Source organism: Achromobacter xylosoxidans A8 (genome assembly GCF_000165835.1).
GTDB classification, from domain to species: domain Bacteria; phylum Pseudomonadota; class Gammaproteobacteria; order Burkholderiales; family Burkholderiaceae_B; genus Achromobacter; species Achromobacter xylosoxidans_B.
This window is the reverse complement of sequence record NC_014640.1, coordinates 6,588,373-6,611,586: the sequence shown is the minus strand read 5'-3', so window position 1 is coordinate 6,611,586 and position 23,214 is coordinate 6,588,373. Positions and strand designations below refer to the sequence as shown.

The 23,214-nt window shown below is 65.0% G+C and carries 19 protein-coding genes; 12 read left to right on the top strand and 7 right to left on the bottom strand.

Annotation, left to right across the window (positions count from 1 at the left end):
* Positions 1-20 precede the first annotated feature (20 nt).
* The 4 genes from lptA to AXYL_RS30395 are packed head-to-tail and all read right to left on the bottom strand — an operon-like array spanning position 21 to position 2,908.
* Positions 21-647, bottom strand: a complete 627-nt coding sequence (gene lptA / locus AXYL_RS30410) for a lipopolysaccharide transport periplasmic protein LptA (RefSeq protein ID WP_013396724.1) — start codon at positions 645-647, stop codon at positions 21-23.
* The gene (gene lptC / locus AXYL_RS30405) at positions 644-1,276 is read right to left on the bottom strand and encodes an LPS export ABC transporter periplasmic protein LptC (RefSeq protein WP_013396723.1); all 633 of its coding nucleotides are present in this window, start codon (positions 1,274-1,276) and stop codon (positions 644-646) included. The genes lptA and lptC overlap by 4 nt, the downstream gene beginning before the upstream one ends.
* Positions 1,277-1,313: 37 nt before the next feature.
* On the bottom strand, positions 1,314-1,922 hold the full coding sequence (locus AXYL_RS30400) for a KdsC family phosphatase (protein WP_013396722.1): 609 nt from the start codon (positions 1,920-1,922) through the stop codon (positions 1,314-1,316).
* Positions 1,919-2,908, bottom strand: coding sequence for a KpsF/GutQ family sugar-phosphate isomerase (locus AXYL_RS30395; RefSeq protein WP_013396721.1), 990 nt, complete (start codon positions 2,906-2,908; stop codon positions 1,919-1,921). The genes AXYL_RS30400 and AXYL_RS30395 overlap by 4 nt, the downstream gene beginning before the upstream one ends.
* Before the next feature lie 102 nt (positions 2,909-3,010).
* Between AXYL_RS30395 and purT the strand changes: the two genes are divergently transcribed.
* The 8 genes from purT to AXYL_RS30355 all read left to right on the top strand — a co-directional run bounded on the left by purT (position 3,011) and on the right by AXYL_RS30355 (position 12,126).
* Complete coding sequence (gene purT, locus AXYL_RS30390) at positions 3,011-4,228, top strand: formate-dependent phosphoribosylglycinamide formyltransferase (protein ID WP_013396720.1); 1,218 nt, start codon at positions 3,011-3,013, stop codon at positions 4,226-4,228.
* A gap of 247 nt (positions 4,229-4,475) precedes the next feature.
* Positions 4,476-5,021 (top strand): GbsR/MarR family transcriptional regulator, encoded by a 546-nt coding sequence (locus AXYL_RS30385; protein ID WP_013396719.1) that lies wholly within the window; start codon positions 4,476-4,478, stop codon positions 5,019-5,021.
* A 127-nt stretch (positions 5,022-5,148) separates the two neighbouring features.
* On the top strand, positions 5,149-6,723 hold the full coding sequence (locus tag AXYL_RS30380; protein WP_013396718.1) for a cytochrome ubiquinol oxidase subunit I: 1,575 nt from the start codon (positions 5,149-5,151) through the stop codon (positions 6,721-6,723).
* A 13-nt stretch (positions 6,724-6,736) separates the two neighbouring features.
* Positions 6,737-7,891, top strand: coding sequence for a cytochrome d ubiquinol oxidase subunit II (gene cydB, locus AXYL_RS30375; RefSeq protein ID WP_013396717.1), 1,155 nt, complete (start codon positions 6,737-6,739; stop codon positions 7,889-7,891).
* Between the two features lie 16 nt (positions 7,892-7,907).
* On the top strand, positions 7,908-8,033 hold the full coding sequence (cydX, locus tag AXYL_RS30370) for a cytochrome bd-I oxidase subunit CydX (protein WP_013396716.1): 126 nt from the start codon (positions 7,908-7,910) through the stop codon (positions 8,031-8,033).
* Positions 8,030-9,817 (top strand): thiol reductant ABC exporter subunit CydD, encoded by a 1,788-nt coding sequence (cydD, locus tag AXYL_RS30365; RefSeq protein WP_041654462.1) that lies wholly within the window; start codon positions 8,030-8,032, stop codon positions 9,815-9,817. The genes cydX and cydD overlap by 4 nt, the downstream gene beginning before the upstream one ends.
* Entirely contained in the window at positions 9,814-11,517 is a 1,704-nt protein-coding gene (gene cydC / locus AXYL_RS30360; protein WP_013396714.1) for a thiol reductant ABC exporter subunit CydC, read from the top strand. The genes cydD and cydC overlap by 4 nt, the downstream gene beginning before the upstream one ends.
* 54 nt (positions 11,518-11,571) lie before the next feature.
* Entirely contained in the window at positions 11,572-12,126 is a 555-nt protein-coding gene (locus AXYL_RS30355; protein ID WP_013396713.1) for an adenine phosphoribosyltransferase, read from the top strand.
* A gap of 3 nt (positions 12,127-12,129) precedes the next feature.
* Here AXYL_RS30355 and AXYL_RS30350 read toward each other — a convergent pair whose 3' ends face one another.
* The gene (locus tag AXYL_RS30350) at positions 12,130-13,020 is read right to left on the bottom strand and encodes a LysR family transcriptional regulator (RefSeq protein WP_013396712.1); all 891 of its coding nucleotides are present in this window, start codon (positions 13,018-13,020) and stop codon (positions 12,130-12,132) included.
* Positions 13,021-13,403: 383 nt separating this feature from the next.
* Between AXYL_RS30350 and AXYL_RS30345 the strand changes: the two genes are divergently transcribed.
* Complete coding sequence (locus AXYL_RS30345) at positions 13,404-13,787, top strand: DUF4148 domain-containing protein (RefSeq protein ID WP_013396711.1); 384 nt, start codon at positions 13,404-13,406, stop codon at positions 13,785-13,787.
* 68 nt (positions 13,788-13,855) lie between these two features.
* On the opposite strand, the gene AXYL_RS34505 is transcribed toward AXYL_RS30345, so the two are convergent.
* Positions 13,856-15,204, bottom strand: a protein-coding gene (locus AXYL_RS34505) for an IS3 family transposase (RefSeq protein WP_413772863.1) whose coding sequence is annotated in 2 segments (ribosomal slippage) — positions 13,856-14,734 and positions 14,737-15,204 — 1,347 coding nt in all. Because the reading frame shifts where the segments join, the coding sequence is not laid out codon by codon here.
* Between the two features lie 462 nt (positions 15,205-15,666).
* Here AXYL_RS34505 and AXYL_RS30330 point away from each other — a divergent pair.
* Positions 15,667-16,779 carry a porin gene (locus tag AXYL_RS30330; RefSeq protein ID WP_013396710.1) on the top strand — a complete coding sequence of 371 codons (1,113 nt, stop codon included), beginning with the start codon at positions 15,667-15,669 and terminating at the stop codon, positions 16,777-16,779.
* A gap of 174 nt (positions 16,780-16,953) precedes the next feature.
* Here the strand turns inward: AXYL_RS30330 and ilvA are convergent, their stop codons facing one another.
* Positions 16,954-18,462: a threonine ammonia-lyase, biosynthetic gene (gene ilvA, locus AXYL_RS30325; protein ID WP_013396709.1), complete on the bottom strand. Its 1,509-nt coding sequence runs from the start codon at positions 18,460-18,462 to the stop codon at positions 16,954-16,956.
* 75 nt (positions 18,463-18,537) lie between these two features.
* Between ilvA and AXYL_RS30320 the strand changes: the two genes are divergently transcribed.
* Positions 18,538-19,074 (top strand): YqaA family protein, encoded by a 537-nt coding sequence (locus tag AXYL_RS30320; RefSeq protein ID WP_013396708.1) that lies wholly within the window; start codon positions 18,538-18,540, stop codon positions 19,072-19,074.
* A 132-nt stretch (positions 19,075-19,206) separates the two neighbouring features.
* Positions 19,207-23,166, top strand: coding sequence for a DUF3683 domain-containing protein (locus tag AXYL_RS30315; protein WP_013396707.1), 3,960 nt, complete (start codon positions 19,207-19,209; stop codon positions 23,164-23,166).
* Positions 23,167-23,214: the final 48 nt, after the last annotated feature.

Here is a 23,214-nt window from a genome sequence, read left to right as displayed (position 1 = left end):
TGGTGTTGCATGGGAGGCGTTCAACGCCCCTTCTTGGCTGCCTGCTGCTTGCGGCATTCGGCGATGGCGGCATCCGACTTGGCGCGCGGCTCAGCGACCGAGCGGACACGGCCGCCGGCCGCGGCAGAGTTGGGGCCGCCATGGGCTTCGTAGGTGCCGGTCTTCTCGTTGTAGCGTACCCGTTCGCCGCGAATGGTGTCGAACGGTTTTCCACAGACAAAGCGGGTCACGACTGCCTGGCCGATCAGGTCGAAGGTGCTTTTCGTGCCGTCGTATTCGGCGCGCAAGCCGGTGCCTTCGATCAGTTCGAAGGTTTCCGGACGTTCCTGTCGGATGGTGACGATCTTGCCCTTGTTGGCGGTGGCCGTGCCGTACTGGTTGCCTTGCGCGTCCTCGTTCATTTCCAGCACGTCGGAGGTCAGGGTCATGAGGCCGCGCGTCATGTTGACGTTGCCCGTGAACACGCTCTTCTTCTTCACGTCGTCGTAGTGGAGGGTATCCGACAGGATCAGCGTGCTGGGTTCTTCAGCCGGCGTCGCTGCCTTGGGCGCATCCGCGGCATGGGCCGGAGCCAACGCTGATGCGGTCAGCAGGATGGCGCCGAGCAAGCGGGTCGTCGGGGCAAGGAGAATCCGGAGGTCGGTCATGGTTTTTTCTGGTCAGTGTTGTTGGCGGGAATTTCGGTCCGGCGTTGCTGCTTGCCTTCGGAACCGGCAATTTCCACATCGGTCGATGCCGAAACCTGCAGTTGGCGCGTCTTGTTGTTGTAGTGCATGCCCGTGCCGTTCATGCGCGAACGGCCCTTGATGACTTCCGCGGGCAGGTCGGTGTAGACCACGTCGTCGTCGGGCAGAATGATCAACTGCTGGCTGCGCACGTCCAGCAGGTCGTTATTGGCGTCCGGCTGGCGGCGCACGTGGGCGTCGCCGTTCATGACGATGCGCTTGCCGCCTTGCTCCATCACTGCGGTCTTCGAGATGGCCACGGTGATGGGGTTGTCCTCGCGCTGGCCCACCGCGCGCGGCGAGGTCACGTGGTAGGAGTCGTCATCGGGGAAATGTTCTGCGTATACGCCTTCGAGCCGGTTGATGGGCTTGCCGTTCGGGTCGGTGCGCAGCATGACGAAGTCGCGCGACCAGGCGTCCATCTCGTGGGTGACGCGGCGCGGCGGATCCGTCTGGATGGCCCGCTGCGCGTAATCCGCCGCCCACCACGAACTGGCGACCAGCACCAGCAGCAGGAACAGCGCGATCAAGGAGGGAAAACGTTCTTTCATTGGATCTGCCGCAAGGGCCTATGGGTTGTCCTGGCAATCATTGGATGGCGCCCGGGCCGAGCAGGCCCGGCGCCGCCAGGAATGCGCCCAGGCGTCCCTGGGCCGCCAGCAGCAGGTCGCAGCATTCGCGCACGGCGCCGTTGCCGCCGGTGTGCGTGGACACCCAGTGGGCGGCCTGGCTGACATAGCCCGGCGCGTTCGGCACGCTGGCGGCGAAGCCGGCGCGCTGCAGGGCGGGCAGGTCGATGACGTCATCGCCCATGTAGCCGGCCTGATTCAGTTGGACACCGGAACGCTGCGCAAGTTCGGCCAGGGCGCCGCCCTTGTCGCGGACGCCCTGGATCACCTCGGCGATGCCCAGTTCGGCGGCGCGGCGCGCCACGATGGGGCCGGAGCGCCCGGTCATCAGAGCGACCTTCAGGCCGCCTTCCATCAGCAGGCGCAGCCCGTGGCCGTCCAGCGCGTTGAAGCGCTTTTGGAGTTCGCCGTTCTCGCCGTAATAGAGACTGCCGTCGGTCAGCACGCCGTCCACGTCGAACACCATGAGACGCACCGCGGCGGCGCGTTCGCGCACGCCGGCGGGGATGCGGGCCAGGACCAGCGCTTCGGCCGGATGGGTCATGGGAACAGAAAGAGTCATAGTCATACCACTTTGGCGGCCATCAGATCGTGCATGTGCAAGGCGCCGAGCAGAACGCCGTCGCTGTCCAGCACGAGCATGTGGTTGAGCCGTTGTTTGTCCATTTGCTGGGCCGCCTCGACGGCCAGCGCGTCGGGGGTGATGCTGCGCGGCGAGCGCGTCATGCCGGATTCGACGGTCAGGCTGCGGATGTCGCCCTGACGCGCGATCAGGCGGCGCAGGTCGCCGTCGGTGAAGATGCCCACGGGGCGATGCTGGGCGTCGGTCACGACGGTCATGCCCATGCCCTTGGCGGACATGACCTCGAGCGCCTGCGAGACCGGTGTGCCGGCCTGGACGATGGGCAAGGCGTCGCCTTGGCGCATGACGTCGCGCACGTGGGTCAGCAGGCGGCGGCCGAGGGCGCCGCCTGGGTGCGAGCGGGCGAAATCCTGCGGGCCGAAACCGCGGGCTTCCAGGCAGGCGACGGCCAGGGCGTCGCCCAAGGCCAGGGCTGCGGTGGTGCTGGCCGTGGGCGCCAGATTCAGGGGGCAAGCCTCCTGGGCCACGCTGGCGTCCAGGTGGACGTCGGCCAGCCGCGCCAGTTCGGACTGCGGATTGCCGGTAATCGCGATCAGCTTGGCGCCCATGCGGCGGGCGACGGGAAGTATCGTCAGCAATTCCTGGCCGGAGCCCGAATAGGAAATCGCGATCAGGACGTCGTCCTGGGTGATCATGCCCAGATCGCCGTGGACGGCCTCGGCGGCGTGCACGAAAAAGGCCGGCGTGCCGGTCGAGGCCAGGGTCGCCGCGATTTTGCGGGCGACATGGCCGGTCTTGCCGATGCCGCTGACGACCACCCGGCCGCGACAGGCCAGCAGCATCGCGACGGTCTGCGTGAAGCTGTCGTCCAGCCGGGCCGACAGGTCCATCAGGCCCTGGCATTCAATCTGCAGCGTTCTGCGCGCAGATGCCAGCGCGGTCTCGGACGATGTTGTGGGATGGTCAGTCATACAGGGATTTTAATATCAGTATGCGGGTTTGCCCCCGGAAAGGCCGTATGGCATGCTGGCGGGTCATTTCAACGGCTTTCCAACTTTTTCCAGGCTCGCTCCATGTCCAGCATTTCCAGCCCCGTCCTTGGCACGCCCCTGTCCCCCTTGGCCACCCGCGTCATGCTGCTCGGGTCCGGCGAATTGGGCAAAGAGGTCATCATTGCCCTGCAGCGGCTGGGCGTGGAAGTGATTGCCGTGGATCGGTATGCCGATGCTCCGGGCCACCAGGTGGCGCACCGGGCGCATGTGGTCTCGATGACGGACCCGCAGGCCCTGCGCAAGGTCATCGAACAGGAACGGCCCCACGTTATTGTCCCCGAAATCGAAGCCATTGCCACCAATTTGCTGGTGGAACTGGAAGAGGCGGGCGTGGCGCGGGTGACGCCGACCGCGCGGGCGGCCCAGTTGACCATGAACCGCGAGGGCATCCGCCGCCTGGCGGCCGAGACCCTGGGACTGCCGACCTCGCCCTACCGCTTCGTCGACACCGAGGAAGAACTGCGCGCCGCCATCGATGGCGGCATCGGCTATCCCTGCGTCATCAAGCCGGTCATGTCGTCCTCCGGCAAGGGCCAGTCCGTGATCAAGAGCGCCGACGACGTCGAATCCGCCTGGCGCTACGCCCAGGAGGGCGGTCGGGTGGGCGGCGGGCGCGCCATCGTCGAAGGCTTCATCCGTTTCGACTACGAAATCACCCTGCTGACCGTGCGCGCCCGCGGCGCCGACGGCCAGGTCGAAACCCGCTACTGCGAACCCATCGGCCACAAGCAGGTTGACGGCGACTACGTGGAAAGCTGGCAGCCGCACCCGATGTCTCCGGCCGCGCTGCAGCGCTCCCGGGAAATCGCGCTGGCGGTCACGTCCAACCTGGGCGGCCTGGGCATTTTCGGCGTGGAATTGTTCGTGGCGGGCGACCAGGTTTGGTTCTCGGAAGTCAGTCCGCGTCCGCACGACACCGGCATGGTCACCATGATCACGCAGGTCCAGAACGAATTCGAGCTGCACGCCCGGGCGTTCCTGGGGCTGCCGGTGGACACCAGCCTGCGCCAGCCCGGCGCCAGCAGCGTCATCTATGGCGGCATCGAGGCCGCCGCGGTGTCGTTCCACAACGTGGCCGAAGCGCTGGCTGAACCCGGCACCGACATCCGCCTCTTCGGCAAGCCCGAATCCTTCGTCAAGCGCCGCATGGGCGTGGGCCTGGCCGTGGCCGACGACGTGGCGGCGGCCCGGGCCAAGGCCAAGCGGGTGTCGGCGGCGGTGTCCGTCAAGGCCGGCTGACCGCTCTTTTTCCCCTGTTCAGGCGGCCACCAGCCCACGGGCTGGTGGCCGCTTTCGTTTGGGCGCGGCAATCCGGAAGACAGGCCGTCGCCGCTGCGATGCGATGTCTTGCGCCCATGCCCCTGGGGCCAGTGTGGTTTGCGCTTTCGCATAGTTTGTTCGATAATTTCAGAAATTTCTGAAAGCGGTGTAACTGTTTTTGTCTTCCCGGGGCCGTGGCCCTGACTTTGCCGGCGTAGCCTGATCCATGGCCCTGTCCCCTCAAAACGAACGCTTCGTCCTGCATTTCGGCGAAATGGGCAGCCGGTGGGGCGTGAACCGCACGGTCGGCCAGATCTACGCTCTGCTGTTCCTGGCGCCCAAGCCGCTGAACGCCGACGACATCGCCGAGACGCTCGGCTTTTCGCGCTCCAACGTCAGCCTCGGGCTGAAGGAGCTGCAATCCTGGCGCCTGGTCAAGCTCATCCATCAAGTCGGCGACCGCCGCGACTACTTCGAAACTCCCAAGGACGTCTGGGAGATCTTCCGCATCCTGATGGAAGAAAAGCGCAAGCGCGAAATCGATCCCACGCTGACCCTGCTGCGGGACACCCTGCTGGAACGCCCGTCAGGGCCCGATGAGGCCTACGCGCAACAACGCATGAACGAAATGCTGGAGCTGATCGAACTGTCCACGGGATGGTTCGATGAGGTTCAACGTCTGCCGCCAGAAACCCTGCAGAACCTGATGAAGCTCGGTTCGAAAGTGCAGAAGGTGCTGGGTTTCGCCGGCAAATTGCGGGGCAAGGGCTGACCTTGATCCGCCCCGATTTTTCAGGAAACCTCTATGAAGTTGTATGCAACGCTCGTAACATGGCGCGAGAGACGGCCTGGGAACCATGCCGGTTGCCGCGGCACCTCAACTGCTTGGGAGCGACCCAATGATTGATCTCGACGTCGTAAATCTGTCGCGATTCCAGTTTGCCGCGACCGCGCTCTACCACTTCCTCTTCGTCCCCCTCACGCTCGGCCTGTCGTTCATCCTGGCCATCATGGAAAGCGTGTACGTCATGACCGGCCGCCCCATCTGGAAGCGGATGACCATGTTCTGGGGCACGCTCTTCGGCATCAACTTCGCCTTGGGCGTCGCCACCGGCGTTGTGATGGAGTTCCAGTTCGGCATGAACTGGTCCTACTACAGCCACTACGTGGGCGACATCTTCGGCGCGCCGCTGGCGCTCGAAGGGCTGATGGCCTTCTTCCTGGAAGCCACCTTCGTCGGCCTGTTCTTCTTCGGCTGGAACCGCATGTCCAAGGTCAGCCACCTGGTGGTGACCTGGCTGGTGGCGTTCGGCACCAACTTCTCGGCGCTGTGGATCCTGATCGCCAATGGCTGGATGCAGAATCCGGTCGGTTCGATCTTCAATCCCGACACCATGCGCATGGAGATGACCGACTTCGCCGCGGTGATCTTCAACCCTGTGGCTCAGGCCAAGTTCGTGCACACGGTCAGCGCGGGCTATGTCGCGGGCGCCATGTTCGTCATGTCGATCAGCGCCTGGTACCTGCTCAAGGGCCGCCATATCGATCTGGCCAAGCGCTCGATGGCGGTCGCCGCCAGTTTCGGCCTGGCCTCGGCGCTGTCGGTCGTGGTGCTGGGGGACGAAAGCGGCTACCTCACCACCGAACACCAGAAGATGAAGATCGCGGCCATCGAGTCCATGTGGCATACCGAGCCGGCTCCCGCGTCCTTCAACCTGATCGCCATTCCCAACCAGGCCGAGCGCAAGAACGATTTCGCGATCGAGATTCCCTACGTCATGGGCATCATCGGTACGCGTTCGCTCACCACGCCGCTGCTGGGCATCGACGATCTGATCCGGCGCGCCGAAAATCGCATCCGCGACGGCATGGTGGCCTATGAAGCGCTGCAGAAGATCCGCGCCAATCCCAAGGACGTGGACGCGCGCATGGTTTTCGACAAGACCTGGCCCGACCTGGGCTATGCGCTGCTGGTCAAGCGCTACCAGCCCGACATGAGCAAGGTCACCGAAGACGACATCAAGAAGGCCGCCGTCGATACCGTGCCCAACGTGGCGCCGCTGTTCTGGGCGTTCCGCATCATGGTGGCGGTGGGCATGTACCTGATCCTGTTCTTCGGCGTGGCTTTCTGGCTGGCCTCGCGCGGGCGGCTGGACAGCCGGCGCGGCCTGCTCAAGGTGGCGCTGTGGAGTCTGCCGCTGCCCTGGGTCGCGATCGAAAGCGGCTGGTTCGTGGCCGAATACGGCCGCCAGCCCTGGGTGATCGAAGGCGTGCTGCCGACCTACTACGCGGCTTCCGGCCTGACCATCGTCGACCTGGCCATCAGCCTGACGATATTCCTGGTGCTGTACACGGTGCTGCTGATCATCGGCGTGAAGGTGATGCTGCACGCCGTGAAGGCGGGACCGAAATCCGATGGGCCGGCGCCCGGCTCTGCCGCCGCCGATCCGGTGCGCGCCGCCGTGCGAGCCTGAGGGAGAGACAGCGATGGATACTCTTATTCCTTTCGACTACGGCACGCTGCGCGTGGTCTGGTGGGTGCTCTTGGGCGCCTTGCTCATCGGCTTCGCCGTCATGGACGGCTTCGATCTGGGCGTGGCCGCGCTGTTGCCCGTGGTCGCCAAGACCGACATCGAACGCCGCGTGGTGATCAACGTGGTGGGGCCGGTCTGGGAAGGCAACCAGGTCTGGCTCATCACGGCGGGGGGCGCCATTTTCGCCGCCTGGCCACTGCTGTATGCGGCGTCGTTCTCCGGCTTCTACCTGGCGATGATGCTGGTGCTGATTGCGCTGATCCTGCGGCCTGTCGGTTTCAAGTACCGCAGCAAGATGGAAGGCACCAGCTGGCGCAACCGCTGGGACGGCGTGCTCTGTTTCTCGGGCGTGGTGGCTTCGCTGGTGTTCGGCGTGGCCATGGGCAACATCATCCTGGGCGTGCCGTTCACCTTCGATCCGGTGACCCTGCGTCCGATCTATGAAGGCCACTTCTACCAGCTGTTCATGCCGTTCGCGCTCTTGGCCGGCGTGCTCAGCGTGGTGATGCTGGCCATGCACGGCGCCGTACTGCTGGCCTGGCGCACGGAAGACCCGATCTCGTCGCGGGCCCGCAACTGGGGCAGGCTGTGCGCCTTGCTGACCGCGGCGCTGTTCGCGGCGGGCGGCTTCTGGGTGGCGGGCGGCCTGCCTGGCCATGTCATCACCAGCGCGGTGGACATGGCCGGTCCGTCGGATCCCATGCTCAAGACCGTGGCGGTGCAGAACGGCGCCTGGATGGCCAACTACGCGAAATGGCCGCTGATGTGGATCGCGCCCGCGCTGGGCGTGGGCGGCGCCTTGCTGGTGGTGCTGCTGCTGACCGTGCGCGCCAATGTGCTGTCGTTCCTGGCATCCGCGATTTCGATCAGCGGCGTGATTTTGACGGTGGGCTTTTCGCTCTTCCCCTTCATCATGCCTTCGTCGACGAAGCCGCAGGCCGGCCTGACCATCTGGGATGGTTCGTCCAGCCACTTGACGCTGTGGATCATGGTGATCGCGGTCGCCATCTTCCTGCCGCTCATCACGGTTTACACCTCATGGGTGTACCGCGTCATGCGCGGCAAGGTCACCCACGAATCGGTGGGCGACACGCCCAACTCATACTGAAAAAGGAGCCTCCACCATGTGGTATTTCTCGTGGATACTCGGTCTGGGCCTGGCGTGTGCCTTCGCCATTCTCAATGCAATGTGGTTCGAGCTGCGCGAGGGGCATACGCATGACCCGCGCGCCAGCCGCAATGACGCGTGAGCGGCGGCACTAGCAGCCTCGAGCACGATCCCTCGGCAACCCTGGACAAACCGCCGCGCGCACAGTCGCGGTGGTTGATGGCGCTCGCCAAGGCGGCCAGGTTGCCGCTGATGCTGGCGGGCGCCGCGCCCCTCTTGAGCGGCGTCTTGCTGGTGGTGCAGGCCTGGCTGCTGGCCAGCGTGCTCGATGCGGCCATCGTCAGGCAAGTACCCCGGCAAGAACTGCTCGGCGACATCCTGGTCATAGCCGGGCTGATGCTGCTGCGCGCCTGCATCACCTGGGCGGGCGAGCGCGCCGGCGCGGACGCGGCCGAGCGCATCAAGCGCCATGTGCGGCTATCGCTCTTCAGGCGCCTGGTGCAAAAAGGTCCTTATTGGAGCCGGGGGCAGGCGTCCGGGGAGCTGGCCAGCGCAGTGGTGGATCAGGTCGAAGCGCTGGACGGGTTCTTTGCCAAGTACCTGCCCGCCATGGCCGCGGCCGCCATGCTGCCGGTCGCGTTTTCCGTGGTGTTGTTGCCAATGGACGTGATCGCCGGACTGGTCCTGCTGATCACCGCGCCGCTGATACCCCTGTTCATGGCCTTGGTCGGCTGGGGCGCCCAGGGCGCCAGCCGCAGGCACCTGCGCGCCTTCGCCCGCTTGTCGGGCTTTTTCGCCGACCGGCTGCGCGGCCTGTCCACCCTGAAGCTATACGGCCGCGCCGAGGCTGAGGCAGCGTCGGTCGTGGCGGCCAGCGACGCGCTGCGCCAGCGCACGATGTCGGTGCTGCGCATTGCCTTTCTTTCATCGGCGGTGCTGGAGTTTTTCGCGGCGCTGGGCGTGGCCGGGGTGGCGGTCTACATTGGATTGACCTATCTGGGATTCCTGGACCTGCGCTGGTCGCCGCTGACCTTGCAGGCCGGGTTGTTCTGTCTGCTGATGGCGCCGGAGGTCTATGCGCCGTTGCGCCAGTTCGCGGCGCATTATCACGACCGCGCGGCCGCGTTGGCGGCGGTGTCGCAGATAGCGCTGCTGTTCGATGGCCTGCCGCAAGAAGGCGATGGCCAGGCCGGCGGCGGATCTGGCCCGCGCAATCTTGCCGAGGCCGCCGCAGGCCCAGGACGCATTCCCGGGCGCCCTGGATCAGGCGCTGCCCTTGCCATCGCAGGCTTGAATCTGGACGCGCCGGGCCGCCGCTTGGCGGTGCTTTCGGACGCCTGTCTGACGCTGGCGCCGGGTGGGCACGCCGCGCTGATGGGGCCCAGCGGTATCGGCAAATCCTCGTTGATCGAGGCGATCGCGCGCCTGCGTCCGTTCCAGGGGGACATCCGCATCGACGGCGTGTCTCTGCCCGAATGGGACGAGGCGGCGTTGCGCCAGCGCGTGGCGCTGATCGGTCAGAAGCCGCAGCTGCTGGCCGGTTCCATCGCGGACAACATCCGTCTGGGCCGCCCCGACGCTACCGATGCCGAAGTGCAGGCCGCCGCGCGCCGCGCCTGTGTGCTGGAGTTCGCCGAGGCCTTGCCGCAAGGGCTGGCGACGCCATTGGGCGGCCGCGGGCACGGCCTGTCCGGCGGCCAGGCGCAGCGCGTCGCGCTGGCACGCCTGTTCCTGCGCGATCCGGGGCTGATCCTGCTGGATGAGCCCACGGCGCATCTGGACGAGACCACGCAAGCGCGCGTGCTGGACGAGATTCTGGAATTCGCCGCCGGCCGCAGCTTGCTGTTGGTAACGCATGCGCCGGCAGTGGCGGCCCGGCTGGGCCGGACCCTGCGTGTGGCCGGCGGAAAAGTGGAAGACGCATGAAGAACCTGTTGTTGCTCCTGCCGCTGTATGCACGCCGTAAGAGCGGGCTTTTACTCGCATTATTCTGCGCGCTGGCGACGGTGGCCGCAGGCGTGGGCCTGTTGGGCGTTTCGGGCTGGTTCCTGACCGGCGCGGCGCTGGCGGGGGCGGGCGGCGCGTTCAATCTGTTTGCGCCGTCGGCGCTGGTGCGCGGCTTGTCGTTCCTGCGCATCGTGGCACGCTACGCTGATCGGGTGGTCGGCCATTCCGCCACGCTGCGCCTGTTGGCGGACTTGCGCGCGAAGGTGTTTTCGGCACTGATCCGGCTCACGCCGCGGCAACTGGCGCGCTATCGCGATGGCGACCTGGTGGCGCGCATGACAGGCGACGTCGACGCGCTCGATACGGTTTTCCTATTTGTGCTGGCGCCTCTGATCACCGCGGTGCTGGCGGGCGCGGTGCTGACCGCGGTGCTGGGTCTGTGGGTGCCCGCCGCCGCGCTGGCGTTGGCCCTGGCTTTGCTGGTGGCCTGTGTGCTGGTGCCTTTGTGGCTGCTGCGCGCCGCGCGCAAGCCGGGCGTGGCGGCCCAGGAGAGCGCGGCGGGGCTGCGCGCCGCCACGCTGGACGCGGTGGACGGGCACGCGGACATGGTGGCCCTGCATGCGCAGGCGCAGACGGCCGCGCATTTCGAACGCCTGTGCCAGGCCAGCGCGTTGGCCCGCCGCAGCCAGGCGCGGGTGGCGGTACGCGGGCAGTTCTTCCTCCAGGCCGCCGCCAGCGCCTCGGTGCTGGCCTTGCTCTGGTTCGGCCTGGACACGCTGGAAGCGGGGCGGATAGAAGGCCCCGCGCTTGCCGGGCTGTTGCTGGCGGTCATCGGAATCTTCGAAGTGGCCGGTCCCATCATGCGCGGGGCATCGCGCATGGGCTCGGCCATATCGGCGGCGGCGCGCATCCGCGAAGTCACGCAATGCGAGCCAGACATGCAGGATCCGTCCGCGCCTCGCGCTTTGCCCGACAGCGGCGCGCTGGAGCTGGATGGCGTGCGCTTTGCTTATCCCGCCCGAGGGGCTGGTGCCAGTCCGCTGGTGCTGGACGACGTCACCCTGCGTGTGGCGCCCGGTGAGCGGATCGCCATCGTGGGGCCAAGCGGTGCGGGCAAGTCGACCTTGCTGCACCTGCTCTTGCGTCTGGAGGATCCGCAGGCGGGACAGGTGCGTTTCGGCGGCTGCGACGCGCGCGCCTGTGCACAGGCCGATTGGCACCGGCGCATTGCGCTGCTGTCGCAGGACGCGCCGGTGTTCCTGGGGACTTTGCGCACCAACCTGCTCATCGGCGATCCCGACGCGGATGACGCCGCCTTGTGGCGCGCGCTGGATGCCGCGAGGCTGGGCGATTTCGCGCGCGGCCTGCCCGATGGCCTGGACACCTGGGCGGGCGAGACGGGTTCGCAGCTGTCGGCCGGGCAGGCGCGCCGCCTATGCCTGGCGCGCGCGCTGTTGTCGCCCGCGGCGGTCATCGTGCTGGACGAGCCGACCGCAGGGTTGGATCGCGAGGCCGAAACGGCATTCTTCACTGACCTGGCAGGCGCCGTGGGAGGACGCGCCGTGGTGCTTGCGACCCACGCAGCCTTGCCTCCCGGGGCGGTCGATCGCCGCTATGTCTTGCAGGGCGGCCGGCTACAGGAATGTGAATTGTCATCGGGGACGGCAATCCTGGCTTAAGCGCGGTTGCGAGGTTATAGTTCGCCTTGCTTCAATTCTTCAGGGCCGTCTTCCATGCAGACCGACAACGCCGAGTACATCCGGCGCACCATCCGCAGCGTTCCAGACTGGCCCCAACCCGGTGTCATATTTCGCGACATCACGCCCGTGCTGCAGGATCCGCGCGCGTTCCGGGTGCTTATCGATCTCTTCGTCTACCGCTACATGCGCCAGCGCCTGGACCTCGTGGCCGGCGTGGACGCGCGCGGCTTCATCGTGGGCAGCGTGCTGGCCTATGAGCTCAATCTGGGTTTCGTGCCGGTGCGCAAGAAGGGCAAGCTGCCGTTCCGCACGGTGGCCGAGGAATACTCGCTGGAGTACGGCAATGCGTCGGTCGAAATGCACACGGATGCCGTGCGCACCGGCCAGCGCGTCCTGCTGGTGGACGACCTGATCGCCACCGGCGGCACCATGTTGGCCGCCATCAAGCTGCTGCAGCGCCTGGGCGCCAACGTGGTCGAGGCGGCCGCCATCATCGACCTGCCCGACCTGGGCGGCTCCGCGAAGGTCGCCGCCACCGGCACGCCGCTCTACACCGTCTGTCAATACAGCGCCGACACCGCCGCGTAGGAACTACGCGTCCGACAGGCGCGGCTGGATAAAGTCCAGGAACGCCTTGGTCTTGGCCGGCAGCATGCGCGAAGGCAGCAGCGCGAAGAGGGGCAGGGGCGTCAGGCTCCACTCCGGCAGCACCCGCACCAGACCCGCCTGCTTGATGGCGCGTTCCATCGCGTCGAAGACCAGCAGTGGGGTGATGCCCAGGCCTTGACCAGCCAGCCGTCCGAGCATGCCGACGTTGTTGGCCGACAGGCGCCCCGACACTTGCACCCGTTCCACTTTGTCGCCCGAATGCAGCATCCAGAAGGATGACTCCTCGCGCATGGTGGGGCGCAGGCATTCGTGATGGCTGAGATCCGCCGGCACGCGAGGCTCGCCGTGGCGCGCCAGGTACTCGGGCGAGGCATATAGCTGGTGGGCCATCAGCACGATCTTGCGCGAGATCAGGCTGGAGTCCGGCTGCTGGCCGAAGCGCAGGATCAGGTCGAACGGATTGCTGATGGGGTCGATCGGCCGCATGCTCAGATCGAAGTCGCATTCGATGTCCGGGTGCTGCTCGCGGAATTCGCTGATGACGGCCGGCAGGAACAGCTGCGCCAGGCTGGTGGGCAGCGAGATGCGCAGGCGTCCCTTGGGCTGCACCGCCATGTCCAGCAGTTGATCGTGCGCGATGCGCGCTTCTTCCACGATATGCCGGCAGCGCTCGAAATAGATGGCGCCGGCCTCGGTCAGGTCGATCTTGCGCGTGCTGCGGTTGAGCAGCCGCATGCCGATGCTGCGCTCCAGTTCACTGACGCGGCGCGAGAGCGTGGACGTCGGAATATTCAAGGCTTCGGCGGCGTGGCTGAAGTTCTTGCGCTTGGCGACTTCGACAAACAGAGCGATGTCGTTAAGCTGGATATCCATGAGGCCCTCGAAGTTCAAAATTCCATTTCTGGCAGATTTGTATGATAAATGGAATCATTGTCCCGCCAGTAGAAATGTCTATTTCCCTGCGCTGAACGGTGCATCTACCAGATCAATCGCACATCTTCCGTTACCCAGCTTGCTTGCGGCTGAATGGAGGCATGACTTGCCGGTGCATGATCGCCTTCCATAGTGTGCAGAAAATGCGCAGATTCTGAGGGTGGCGAGCAGTAATTGTCCCATTCATGCAAATATGTTCCCCAAAATAAGGGTTTTTACTAAGCTCCAATCGCCAGATACTTCGTCCCAGCAATCAAATTGTCATATCGCACCTGCCAGCCTGGCAGAAGACGATGTGCAAGGTTTAGGATGGAGTCATCGCAATGAAAGCCCTAGCTACCGCACTCATGGTTACCGCAACGCTGGTGGGTATGTCCGCCGCTCACGCCGATGGCAAGACGCGTGAACAGGTCCAACAGGAACTGCAAGCCGCCAAGGCCGCCGGCCAGGTCACGTTTGGTGAACTGGATTACCCGCCCGCCGCCGTCGAGCGCACCAGCCTGACGCGTGAACAAGTCCAGCAAGAACTGCAAAGCGCCAAGGCCGCCGGCCAGGTGACCTCGGCCGAACTGGACTACCCACCCAAAGCTGCCGTGTCGCAAACCGCCGGTAAGACCCGCGAACAAGTCCGCCAGGAACTGGCCGAAGCCAAGGCCCGCGGCGAATACACCTTTGGCGAACTGGATTACCCGCCCCAAGGCCGCTAAGCCGTCCAGCAGGCAAGAAAAAAGCCCCTCCCGATTGAACTGACCCCCAGAAGTTGGATGATCAGAAGCTAAAGCCCGAAGGCCTGAGCTCGGTACTGCACCGGACTCAGGCCTTTTAGCTTGAGTTTGATGCGTTCGTGATTGTAATAACGGATGTACTGGCGGATGCCCGCCTGTAACTGCGCGACGTTTTCGAAGCGATTCAGGTGGAAGAATTCGGACTTCAACGTGCCAAAGAAGCTCTCCATGGCGGCGTTGTCCAGACAATTTCCCCTGCGCGACATGCTTTGGGTAAGCGACCGATCTGCCAGCATGCGGCGGTATTGGGGATGTTGATACTGCCAGCCCTGGTCTGAGTGCAGGATGGGGCTGTCGGTGGGCTTGAGCCGCGCCAGCGCTTTCTTCACCATGGTGCCAATAAGCTTGAACACTGGCCGTTGGCTGGTCTCATAGGCCACGATCTCACCGTTATACAGGTCCATGACCGGCGACAGATACAGCTTTTCGCCTCGTACCTTGAACTCGGTCACATCGGTAACCCACTTTTGGTTCGGCCGCTCAGCAACGAAGTCGCGCGCCAGCACGTTGGCCGCCACGTGATGCGACTGGCCTCGGTAAGAGCGGTACTTTTTGACTCGCACCAACGACTTCAGGCCCAGCCTCTGCATCAGCTTCTGTACCGTTTTGTGATTCACTAATTCCCCCGCCTGGCGTAACGCGGCCGTGATCCGGCGATAGCCGTAGCGGCCCTTGTGGCGTGCATAGACCGCACTGATGCGTGCCTTCAAATCAGCGTACTGATCGGCAGCGCCCTGCGCCTTCAGGTGATAGTAGAACGTGCTGCGCGACAGTTTGGCTGCGCGCAGCAACCGTTCCAGCGGATGCTTATGCCTCAATTCTTGGACCACTTGCGCTTTGCAACGAGCGCTTGGGTCTTTTCCGCTTCGATCAAGGCATCGAGCTTTTTTAGGTAGTCCAGCTCCGCTCGCAGGTTCGCGACCTCTTCGCGTAGCTCCTCCTCGGTCATGTCTTTGGGCACTGGCTCGGGGGGATACTTATGTGGCATGGCGCGTTGTCCTCTCGGCTGGGGCTCCAACGCCCCAATACCATGCTTATGATACTGAGCGCGCCATTGGCCTATCGAACCCGCTGACCGAATATCGTAGAGCGCGACCACCTCTCGGTCTGACAGCCCCTCCCGCTCGGCGTGCTTCAACACCCTCAGCTTGAACTGCGCGTCATAGTGACCGGACTTCTTGGCCAAGGCCGCGCGCCCATGGATCTGAAAACCCGACACCCAACGCCGCAGCATCGAGTAGTCGACCTGCAGTTCAGCAGCAATCAACTCAATACTGTGTTGCCCTGATAAACATTTCTTGACCGCGCGCAGCTTAAAGCGCTCGTCGTACTTCGTCATGTAAAAACCCCCGAAGGTTGGATCTACGTCCAACTTTCGGGGGTCAGTTCAATGCAGAGGGGCTTTTTTACGCTAGGTGGAAGGGCGAACGGCCCGTGAGCCAACTGCCGATAGTGTCGCGTTTTCGCATCAGAATTGTGCGGGCCAATCAACAACTCTTGTTGGTCGTCTGGCCTCGGCAGCAGAATATCCCAGGCCCGTCCAATATTTTGCGAGCCTTAATTCGCATTTGATATCAACGTGTTAACGCAGGTTTCCAAAGAGAGCAGCTGGTAAGTAGGCCGTCATTATCCCAACCATGGAAAGTAGTTCTTCGAAATCCGGGTTACTTCGAATTGGCGCAGGCTGGACACTGGCTTCAGTGCATGCGCCGCTAACTTGTTCGCAGCGGCACGCAGATTCCCGCCCCTGTGTGCGGTGGGTTTGCGGTTTGCCTTTCATCTCGCCATTTTGGGGACTTATATGAAGAAGACGCTATTGGCTGTCGCGCTGTTGGCTGGTTTTGCCAGCGTTGCGCAAGCCGCAGACTCCGTGACGCTGTACGGCTTGATCGACGCTGGTATTGGCTACGAGAAGGTCAAGTTCGACGGCAATTCGCAAAGCCGCTTCGGCGGCGTGCAGGGCGTGAGCAGCGGCTCGCGGTTCGGCCTGCGCGGCACTGAAGACCTGGGCGACGGCCTGCGCGCCGTGTTCACCCTGGAAGGCGGTTTCGGCCCCATGAATGGCAAGTCGCTGCAAAACGGCCGCCTGTGGGGCCGCCAGGCCACCGTGGGCCTGGACAGCGATACCTGGGGCCGTCTGGAATTCGGCCGCCAGACCAACCTGGCTTCCAAGTACTTCGGCTCGATCGACCCGTTCTCGATCAGCTACAACACCGCCAACATGGGTACCACGTTCGGCAGCGCCAACACCATGCGTCTGGACAACATGGTCCTGTACCAGACCCCCAGCATGGGCGGTTTCAAGGCGGGCATCGGCTACTCGTTCAGCGCCGATGACGCGGTCAGCGATACCTCGCAGACCGGCTTCCAGACCGGCAACAACAACCGCGTGCTGACCGCAGGCGTGCAGTACGTCAACGGCCCGTTGAACCTGGCCGCGGCGTATGACCGCTTCAACCCGTCCAACGGCCAGACCGGCGGCAAGTCCGAAGCCCGCATCCAGGAATACATCCTGGGCGGTTCGTATGACTTCGAAGTCGTGAAGGTTGCGGCTGCGTTCGGCCAGACGCGCGATGGCTGGTTCGTCGGCCAGAACATGGGCACCACGCCCGCTGGCATGCAGAACCTGGGTACGTTCAAGCTGGCTGACGGCTTCCGCGCCAATTCGTACATGATCGGCGCCACCGTGCCGCTGGGCCGCCACTCGGTCTTCGGTTCGTGGCAGCGCGCCACCGCCAGCAACGACAAGCTGACGGGCGACGACGCGACGTTCAACGTCTACAGCCTGGGCTACACCTACGACTTCACCAAGCGCACCAACCTGTACGCGTACGCCTCCTACGGCGACAACTACGCGTTCCAGCGCGATGCGACCGACACGGCAGTCGCCGTCGGTGTGCGTCACCGTTTCTAAGCGATAGGACGTCCGGCAAGACCTTGCTGAATGCGCGGCTCATCTCCGTGGGCCGCCGAGTGACAGCGAACCCCCGCGACTGGTTGCCGCCGGACGTATCTTGAGCAGGGAAGGGAAGGGCCTCCGCAAGGAGGCCCTCTCGTTTTTTCAGGCGCCCGTGTGAAGGGCGTGGATTTAGAGGAACAGCTTGTAGGCCGGGTTGTCGGTCTCGTTCCAGTGGGGATAGCCCAGTTCCGCCACGAAGCTGCGGAACTGCTTCTTGTCGGCAGGCGGCACCTGGATGCCGATCAGGATGCGGCCGTAATCCGCACCCTGGTTGCGGTAATGGAACAGGCTGATGTTCCAGTCCGGATTCATGGCGTTCAGAAAGCGCATCAGCGCGCCCGGGCGTTCCGGAAATTCGAAGCGGTACAACAGTTCGTTGCGCGCCAGCGCGGAACGTCCGCCCACCATGTGGCGCAGGTGGGTCTTGGCCATTTCGTCGTGGGTCAGGTCCAGCGTGTCAAAGCCATGGCGGCGGAAGTTGGCCGCGATCTTGTCGGGCTCGGACGCCGAGGACACCTGGATGCCGACGAAGACGTGCGCGCGATCCGCGTCGGAGATGCGGTAATTGAACTCGGTGACGCTGCGCTCGCCCACCAGCTCACAGAAACGGCGGAAGCTGCCGCGCTGCTCCGGCATGGTGACGGCGAACACGGCTTCGCGCATTTCGCCGACTTCGGCACGTTCGGCCACGAAGCGCAGGCGGTCGAAATTCATGTTGGCGCCGCAGGCGATCGCCACCAGCGTCTTGCCCTTCAGATGGTGTTCGGCCGCGTACTGCTTGGCGCCCGCGACCGCCATCGCGCCGGCCGGCTCCAGCACGCTGCGCGTGTCTTGGAATACGTCCTTGATGGCCGCGCAGATCGCGTCGGTGTTGACCACCACGAAGTCGTCCACATACTGGCGCGTGAGCTTGAAGGTTTCGGCGCCCACCATCTTGACCGCCGTGCCGTCCGAGAACAGGCCCACGTCGTTCAACTGCACGCGGCGGCCCGCGCGAACGCTGCGCAGCATGGCGTCCGAGTCTTCCGTCTGCACGCCGATGATCTTGATTTCCGGGCGCAGCTGTTTGATGTAGGCGGCCACGCCCGCGATCAGCCCGCCGCCGCCGATGGCGACGAAGATGGCGTCGATCGGGCCGGGATGCTGGCGCAGGATCTCCATGCCCACGGTGCCCTGGCCGGCGATCACGTCGGGATCGTCGAAGGGATGGACGAAGGTCAGCTTCTCTTTCTTTTCCAGGATCTGCGCATGCGCGTAGGCGTCGGAAAAGCTCTCGCCCGCCAGCACGACTTCGCCGCCCAGGCGGCGCACCGCGTCGATCTTGACCTGCGGGCTGGTGGTGGGCATGACGATGACGGCGCGGCAGCCCAGCCGGCTGGCCGCCAGCGCGACGCCCTGGGCGTGGTTGCCGGCCGAGGCCGCGATCACGCCGCGGTTGCGCGCGGCCGGGCTCAGGTTGGCCATCTTGTTGTACGCCCCGCGCAGCTTGAAGCTGAACACCGCCTGGGTATCCTCGCGCTTGAGCAGCACCGTGTTCGAAATCCGTTGCGACAGCAGCGGCGCCGCTTCCAGTGGCGATTCGACCGCGACGTCGTAAACCTTCGAGGTCAGGATGCGTTTCAGATAATCAGTGGACATGGGACAGCGGCTGGCGGCAAGAAGTAGGGAAGTGGGGCAGATTATGCACCCGCGCGCGGCTACACTCGCCCCACTATGGAAGAAAGTCTGTTATCCGCTGTGCATTGGATGCTGGGGGTGCTGGCGCTGCCCTCGGTCGGCCTGTCTGCGATCTTCACCGTCTCGCTGGTGTCTGCGACCTTGCTGCCGCTGGGGTCCGAGCCGGCCGTGTTCGGCTTCATCAAGCTGGCGCCGGACATGTTCTGGCCGGCCATCCTGGTGGCGACCCTGGGCAATACCGCTGGCGGCGCCATCAGCTACGCCATGGGCCTGGGCGCCGAACGCGCCGTGCAACGCTGGAAGGAAAAGCACCCCCATCCGCATCCCGACGCGACCGAAGGCGGACGCATGCGCGGGCGCTGGAATGAGCGCGCCCACGACTGGATCCACCGCATGGGGCCACCCGCCCTGTTGCTGTCCTGGCTGCCCGCCGTGGGCGATCCGCTGTGCGCGGTCGCGGGGTGGCTGCGGCTGTCCTTCTGGCCCTGCGTGTTCTACATGGCCATCGGCAAATTCCTGCGTTATCTGGTCATGACCGCCAGCCTGCTGTGGTTCTTTCCCGGGCAGGTCTAGCGCCGATATTGCAATTAATCGGGGACGTACCATCCCCGACATTTCCGGGTTTCGAGCGCGTCCCTAGGGGTATTAGGGGCCAGACTCGTCCAATGGCATAAAATAGTTTTTTAAGGGCCCCCTCTTGCAGCCATGAACGCCCCACTCGCTAGCCACATCTTGAACGGGGCGATGCCGCCCGCAGCACCCGCGCGCTTGCGCGAAATCCCGTACAACTACACGTCGTTTTCCGACCGCGAGATTGTCGGCCGGTTGTTGGGCGACGACGCCTGGAGCCTGCTGAGCGACCTGCGCGGCGAGCGCCGCACCGGCCGTTCCGCGCGCATGCTGTACGAGGTGCTGGGCGACATCTGGGTGGTGCGCCGCAATCCCTATCTGCAGGACGACCTGCTCGACAACCCCAAGCGCCGCAAGCAGCTGATCGAAGCCCTGCATCACCGCCTGGGCGAAATCGACCGCCGTCGCGAACCGGACGTGCCCGCCGAGGCTGGCCATGATCCGCACCGCGACGAGAAGGTCGTCGGCCTGCTGGCGCGGGCGCGTTCTGCCATCGCCGCGTTCGAGGGCGAGTTCGACCAGACCGCCATGATGCGCAAGCAGGCGCAGAAGGTGCTGGGCCGCATCACCGCGCGCGACAACATCAAGTTCGACGGCCTGTCGCGCGTCTCGCACGTGACCGATGCCACCGACTGGCGCGTCGAATACCCCTTCGTGGTGCTGACGCCGGACACGGAAGACGAGATCGCGGCGCTGGTCACCGCCTGTATCGAACTGGGGCTGACCATCATTCCGCGAGGCGGCGGCACCGGCTATACCGGCGGCGCCATTCCGCTGACCTGGAAGTCGGCGGTCATCAACACCGAGAAATTCGACAAGCTCGGCAAGGTCGAGTCCTGTTTGCTGCCCGGGCTGACCGAGCCCGTGGCGGTCATCCATGCCGGCGCCGGCGTGGTGACCAAGCGCGTCTCCGAGGCCGCCGAGGCGGCCGGTTTCGTGTTCGCCGTCGATCCGACCTCGGCCGAGGCTTCCTGTGTCGGCGGCAACATCGCCATGAACGCGGGCGGCAAGAAGGCCGTGCTGTGGGGCACCGCGCTGGACAACCTGGCCTGGTGGCGCATGGTCGACCCGAACGGCAACTGGCTGGAAGTCAGCCGCCTGGACCACAACATGGGCAAGATCCATGACGTGGACGTGGCGCGCTTCGAGCTCAAGTGGTTCGACGGCCGCGGCAAGCCGGGCGAGCGCCTGCTGAAGACCGAAACCCTGGAAATCCAGGGCCGCGTGTTCCGCAAGGAAGGCCTGGGCAAGGACGTCACGGACAAGTTCCTGGCCGGCCTGCCCGGCATCCAGAAGGAAGGCTGCGACGGCCTGATCACGTCGGCGCGCTGGGTGCTGCACCGCATGCCGCGCTACACGCGCACGGTCTGTATGGAGTTCTTCGGCCAGGCGCGCGACGCGATTCCGTCGATCGTCGAGGTCAAGGGCTACCTGGACGGCGAAGGCCGCGCCCGCGGCGCCATCCTGGCGGGGCTCGAGCACCTGGACGAGCGCTATCTGCGCGCGGTGGGCTACGCCACCAAGAGCAAGCGCGGCGTGCTGCCCAAGATGGTCCTGATCGGCGACATCGTCGGCGACGACGAGGACGCCGTGGCCGCGGCATCCAGCGAAGTGGTGCGCCTGGCCAACACGCGCCATGGCGAAGGCTTCGTGGCTGTCAGCCCCGAGGCGCGCAAGAAGTTCTGGCTGGACCGCTCGCGCACCGCCGCGATCGCGCGCCACACCAACGCCTTCAAGATCAACGAAGACGTGGTGATCCCGCTGCCCCGCATGGGCGAATACACGGATCACATCGAACGCATCAATATCGAGCTCTCGACCCGCAACAAGCTCAAGCTGCTGGGCGAGCTGGACGCCTATCTATGCACGCCGTTGCCCGTCGGCAAGATCGATGACACGGACGTCGAGACCACCCGCGCCGAAATGCTGGCCGAGCGCACCCGCCAGGCGCTGGAACTGCTGGCCGCCGTCAGGCAGCGCTGGCAGTGGCTGCTGGACAACCTGGACCTGCCGCTGATGCAGGCGCTGCCCGAGCTGCATGGCCTGGGCCTGGGCGAATTGCAGCCGGCGCTGTCGGACCGCCTCGCGGCGCAGCCGGGCGCATGCGTCTTCGACGTGGTGCAGGATCGCACCATCCGCCTGTCCTGGAAGACCGAAGTGCTGGCCGGCTTGCAGCGCACGTTCTCGGGCGCGGCCTACAAGAAGATCGTCGACGAACTGGTCGCCATCCACGGCCGCGTGCTCAAGAGCCGCGTCTTCGTGGCGCTGCACATGCACGCCGGAGACGGCAACGTGCACACCAACATCCCGGTCAACTCGGACGACTACGAGATGCTGCAGGAGGCCCACCAGGCCGTCGAGCGCATCATGCAGATCGCCCGCGACCTGGACGGGGTGATCTCCGGCGAGCACGGCATCGGCCTGACCAAGTACGAATTCCTGACCGAAGCCGAACTGGCGCCGTTCCAGGACTACAAGCGCCGCGTCGATCCCAACGGCCACTTCAACGCCGGCAAACTGATGCCCGGCGCGGACCTGCGCCACGCCTGGACGCCCAGCTTCAACCTGATGGGCCACGAGTCGCTGATCATGCAGCAAAGCGACATCGGCGCCATCTCGGAATCCATCAAGGACTGTTTGCGTTGCGGCAAATGCAAGCCGGTGTGTGCCACCCACGTGCCGCGCGCCAACCTGCTGTATTCGCCGCGCAACAAGATCCTGGCCACTTCGCTGCTGGTGGAAGCCTTCCTGTACGAAGAGCAGACCCGCCGCGGCGTCAGCCTCAAGCACTGGGAAGAGTTCGAGGACGTGGCCGACCATTGCACGGTCTGCCACAAGTGCTACAACCCCTGTCCGGTCGATATCGACTTTGGCGACGTGTCCATGAACATGCGCGCCGTGCTGCGCCGCATGGGCCGCAAGTCGTTCAATCCGGGCACGGCCAGTGCCATGTTCTTCCTCAACGCCAAGGACCCGGCCACCATCAACGCCACCCGCAAGGCGATGGTGGGTGTGGGCTACAAGGTCCAGCGCGCCGCGCACGACCTGTTGTCGGGCCTGGTGAAGAAGCAGACCGCCGCGCCTCCGGCAACGGTGGGCAAGCCGCCGCTGCGCGAGCAGGTGGTGCACTTCGTGAACAAGAAGATGCCCGGCGGGCTGCCCAAGCAGGCGGCGCGCAAGCTGCTGGACATCGAGGACGCGAACTACGTGCCCATCATCCGCGATCCCAAGGCCACCACGGCCGACACGGAAGCGGTGTTCTACTTCCCGGGCTGCGGTTCGGAACGCCTGTTCTCGCAGGTGGGCCTGGCTACGCAAGCCATGCTGTGGCACGCGGGGGTGCAGACCGTGCTGCCGCCGGGCTACCTGTGCTGCGGCTATCCCCAGCGCGGCAACGGCATGACGGACAAGGCCGAGCAGATCATCACCGACAACCGGGTGCTGTTCCACCGCGTCGCCAACACGCTGAACTACCTGGACATCAAGACGGTGGTGGTCAGCTGCGGCACCTGCTACGACCAGCTGGCCGGCTACGAGTTCGACAAGATCTTCCCGGGCTGCCGCCTGATCGACATCCACGAATACCTGCTGGAAAAGGGCATCAAGCTGGAAGGGGCCAAGGGCGTGCGCTACATGTACCACGACCCCTGCCACACGCCCATGAAGCTGCAGGAACCCATGAAAACCGTGCGCGCCCTGGTTGGCGACGACGCCATCAAGAGCGACCGTTGCTGCGGCGAATCGGGCACCCTGGCCGTCAGCCGCCCGGACATCTCCACGCAGGTGCGCTTCCGCAAGCAGGAAGAACTGCTCAAGGGCGATGCCGAGCTGCGCAGCGACGGCTTCACCGGCGACGTGAAGGTGCTGACCTCGTGCCCGTCGTGCCTGCAAGGCCTGTCGCGCTATGAGGGCGATACCGGCATGGACGCGGACTACATCGTGGTCGAGATGGCGCGCCACATCCTGGGCGAAGGCTGGATGGAAGAGTACGTGCGCCGCGCCAATGCGGGCGGCATCGAGCGGGTGCTGGTCTAAGCCGGTACGCGCAGCCAAAAAAAACCGCGGCCAGCAATGGCCGCGGTT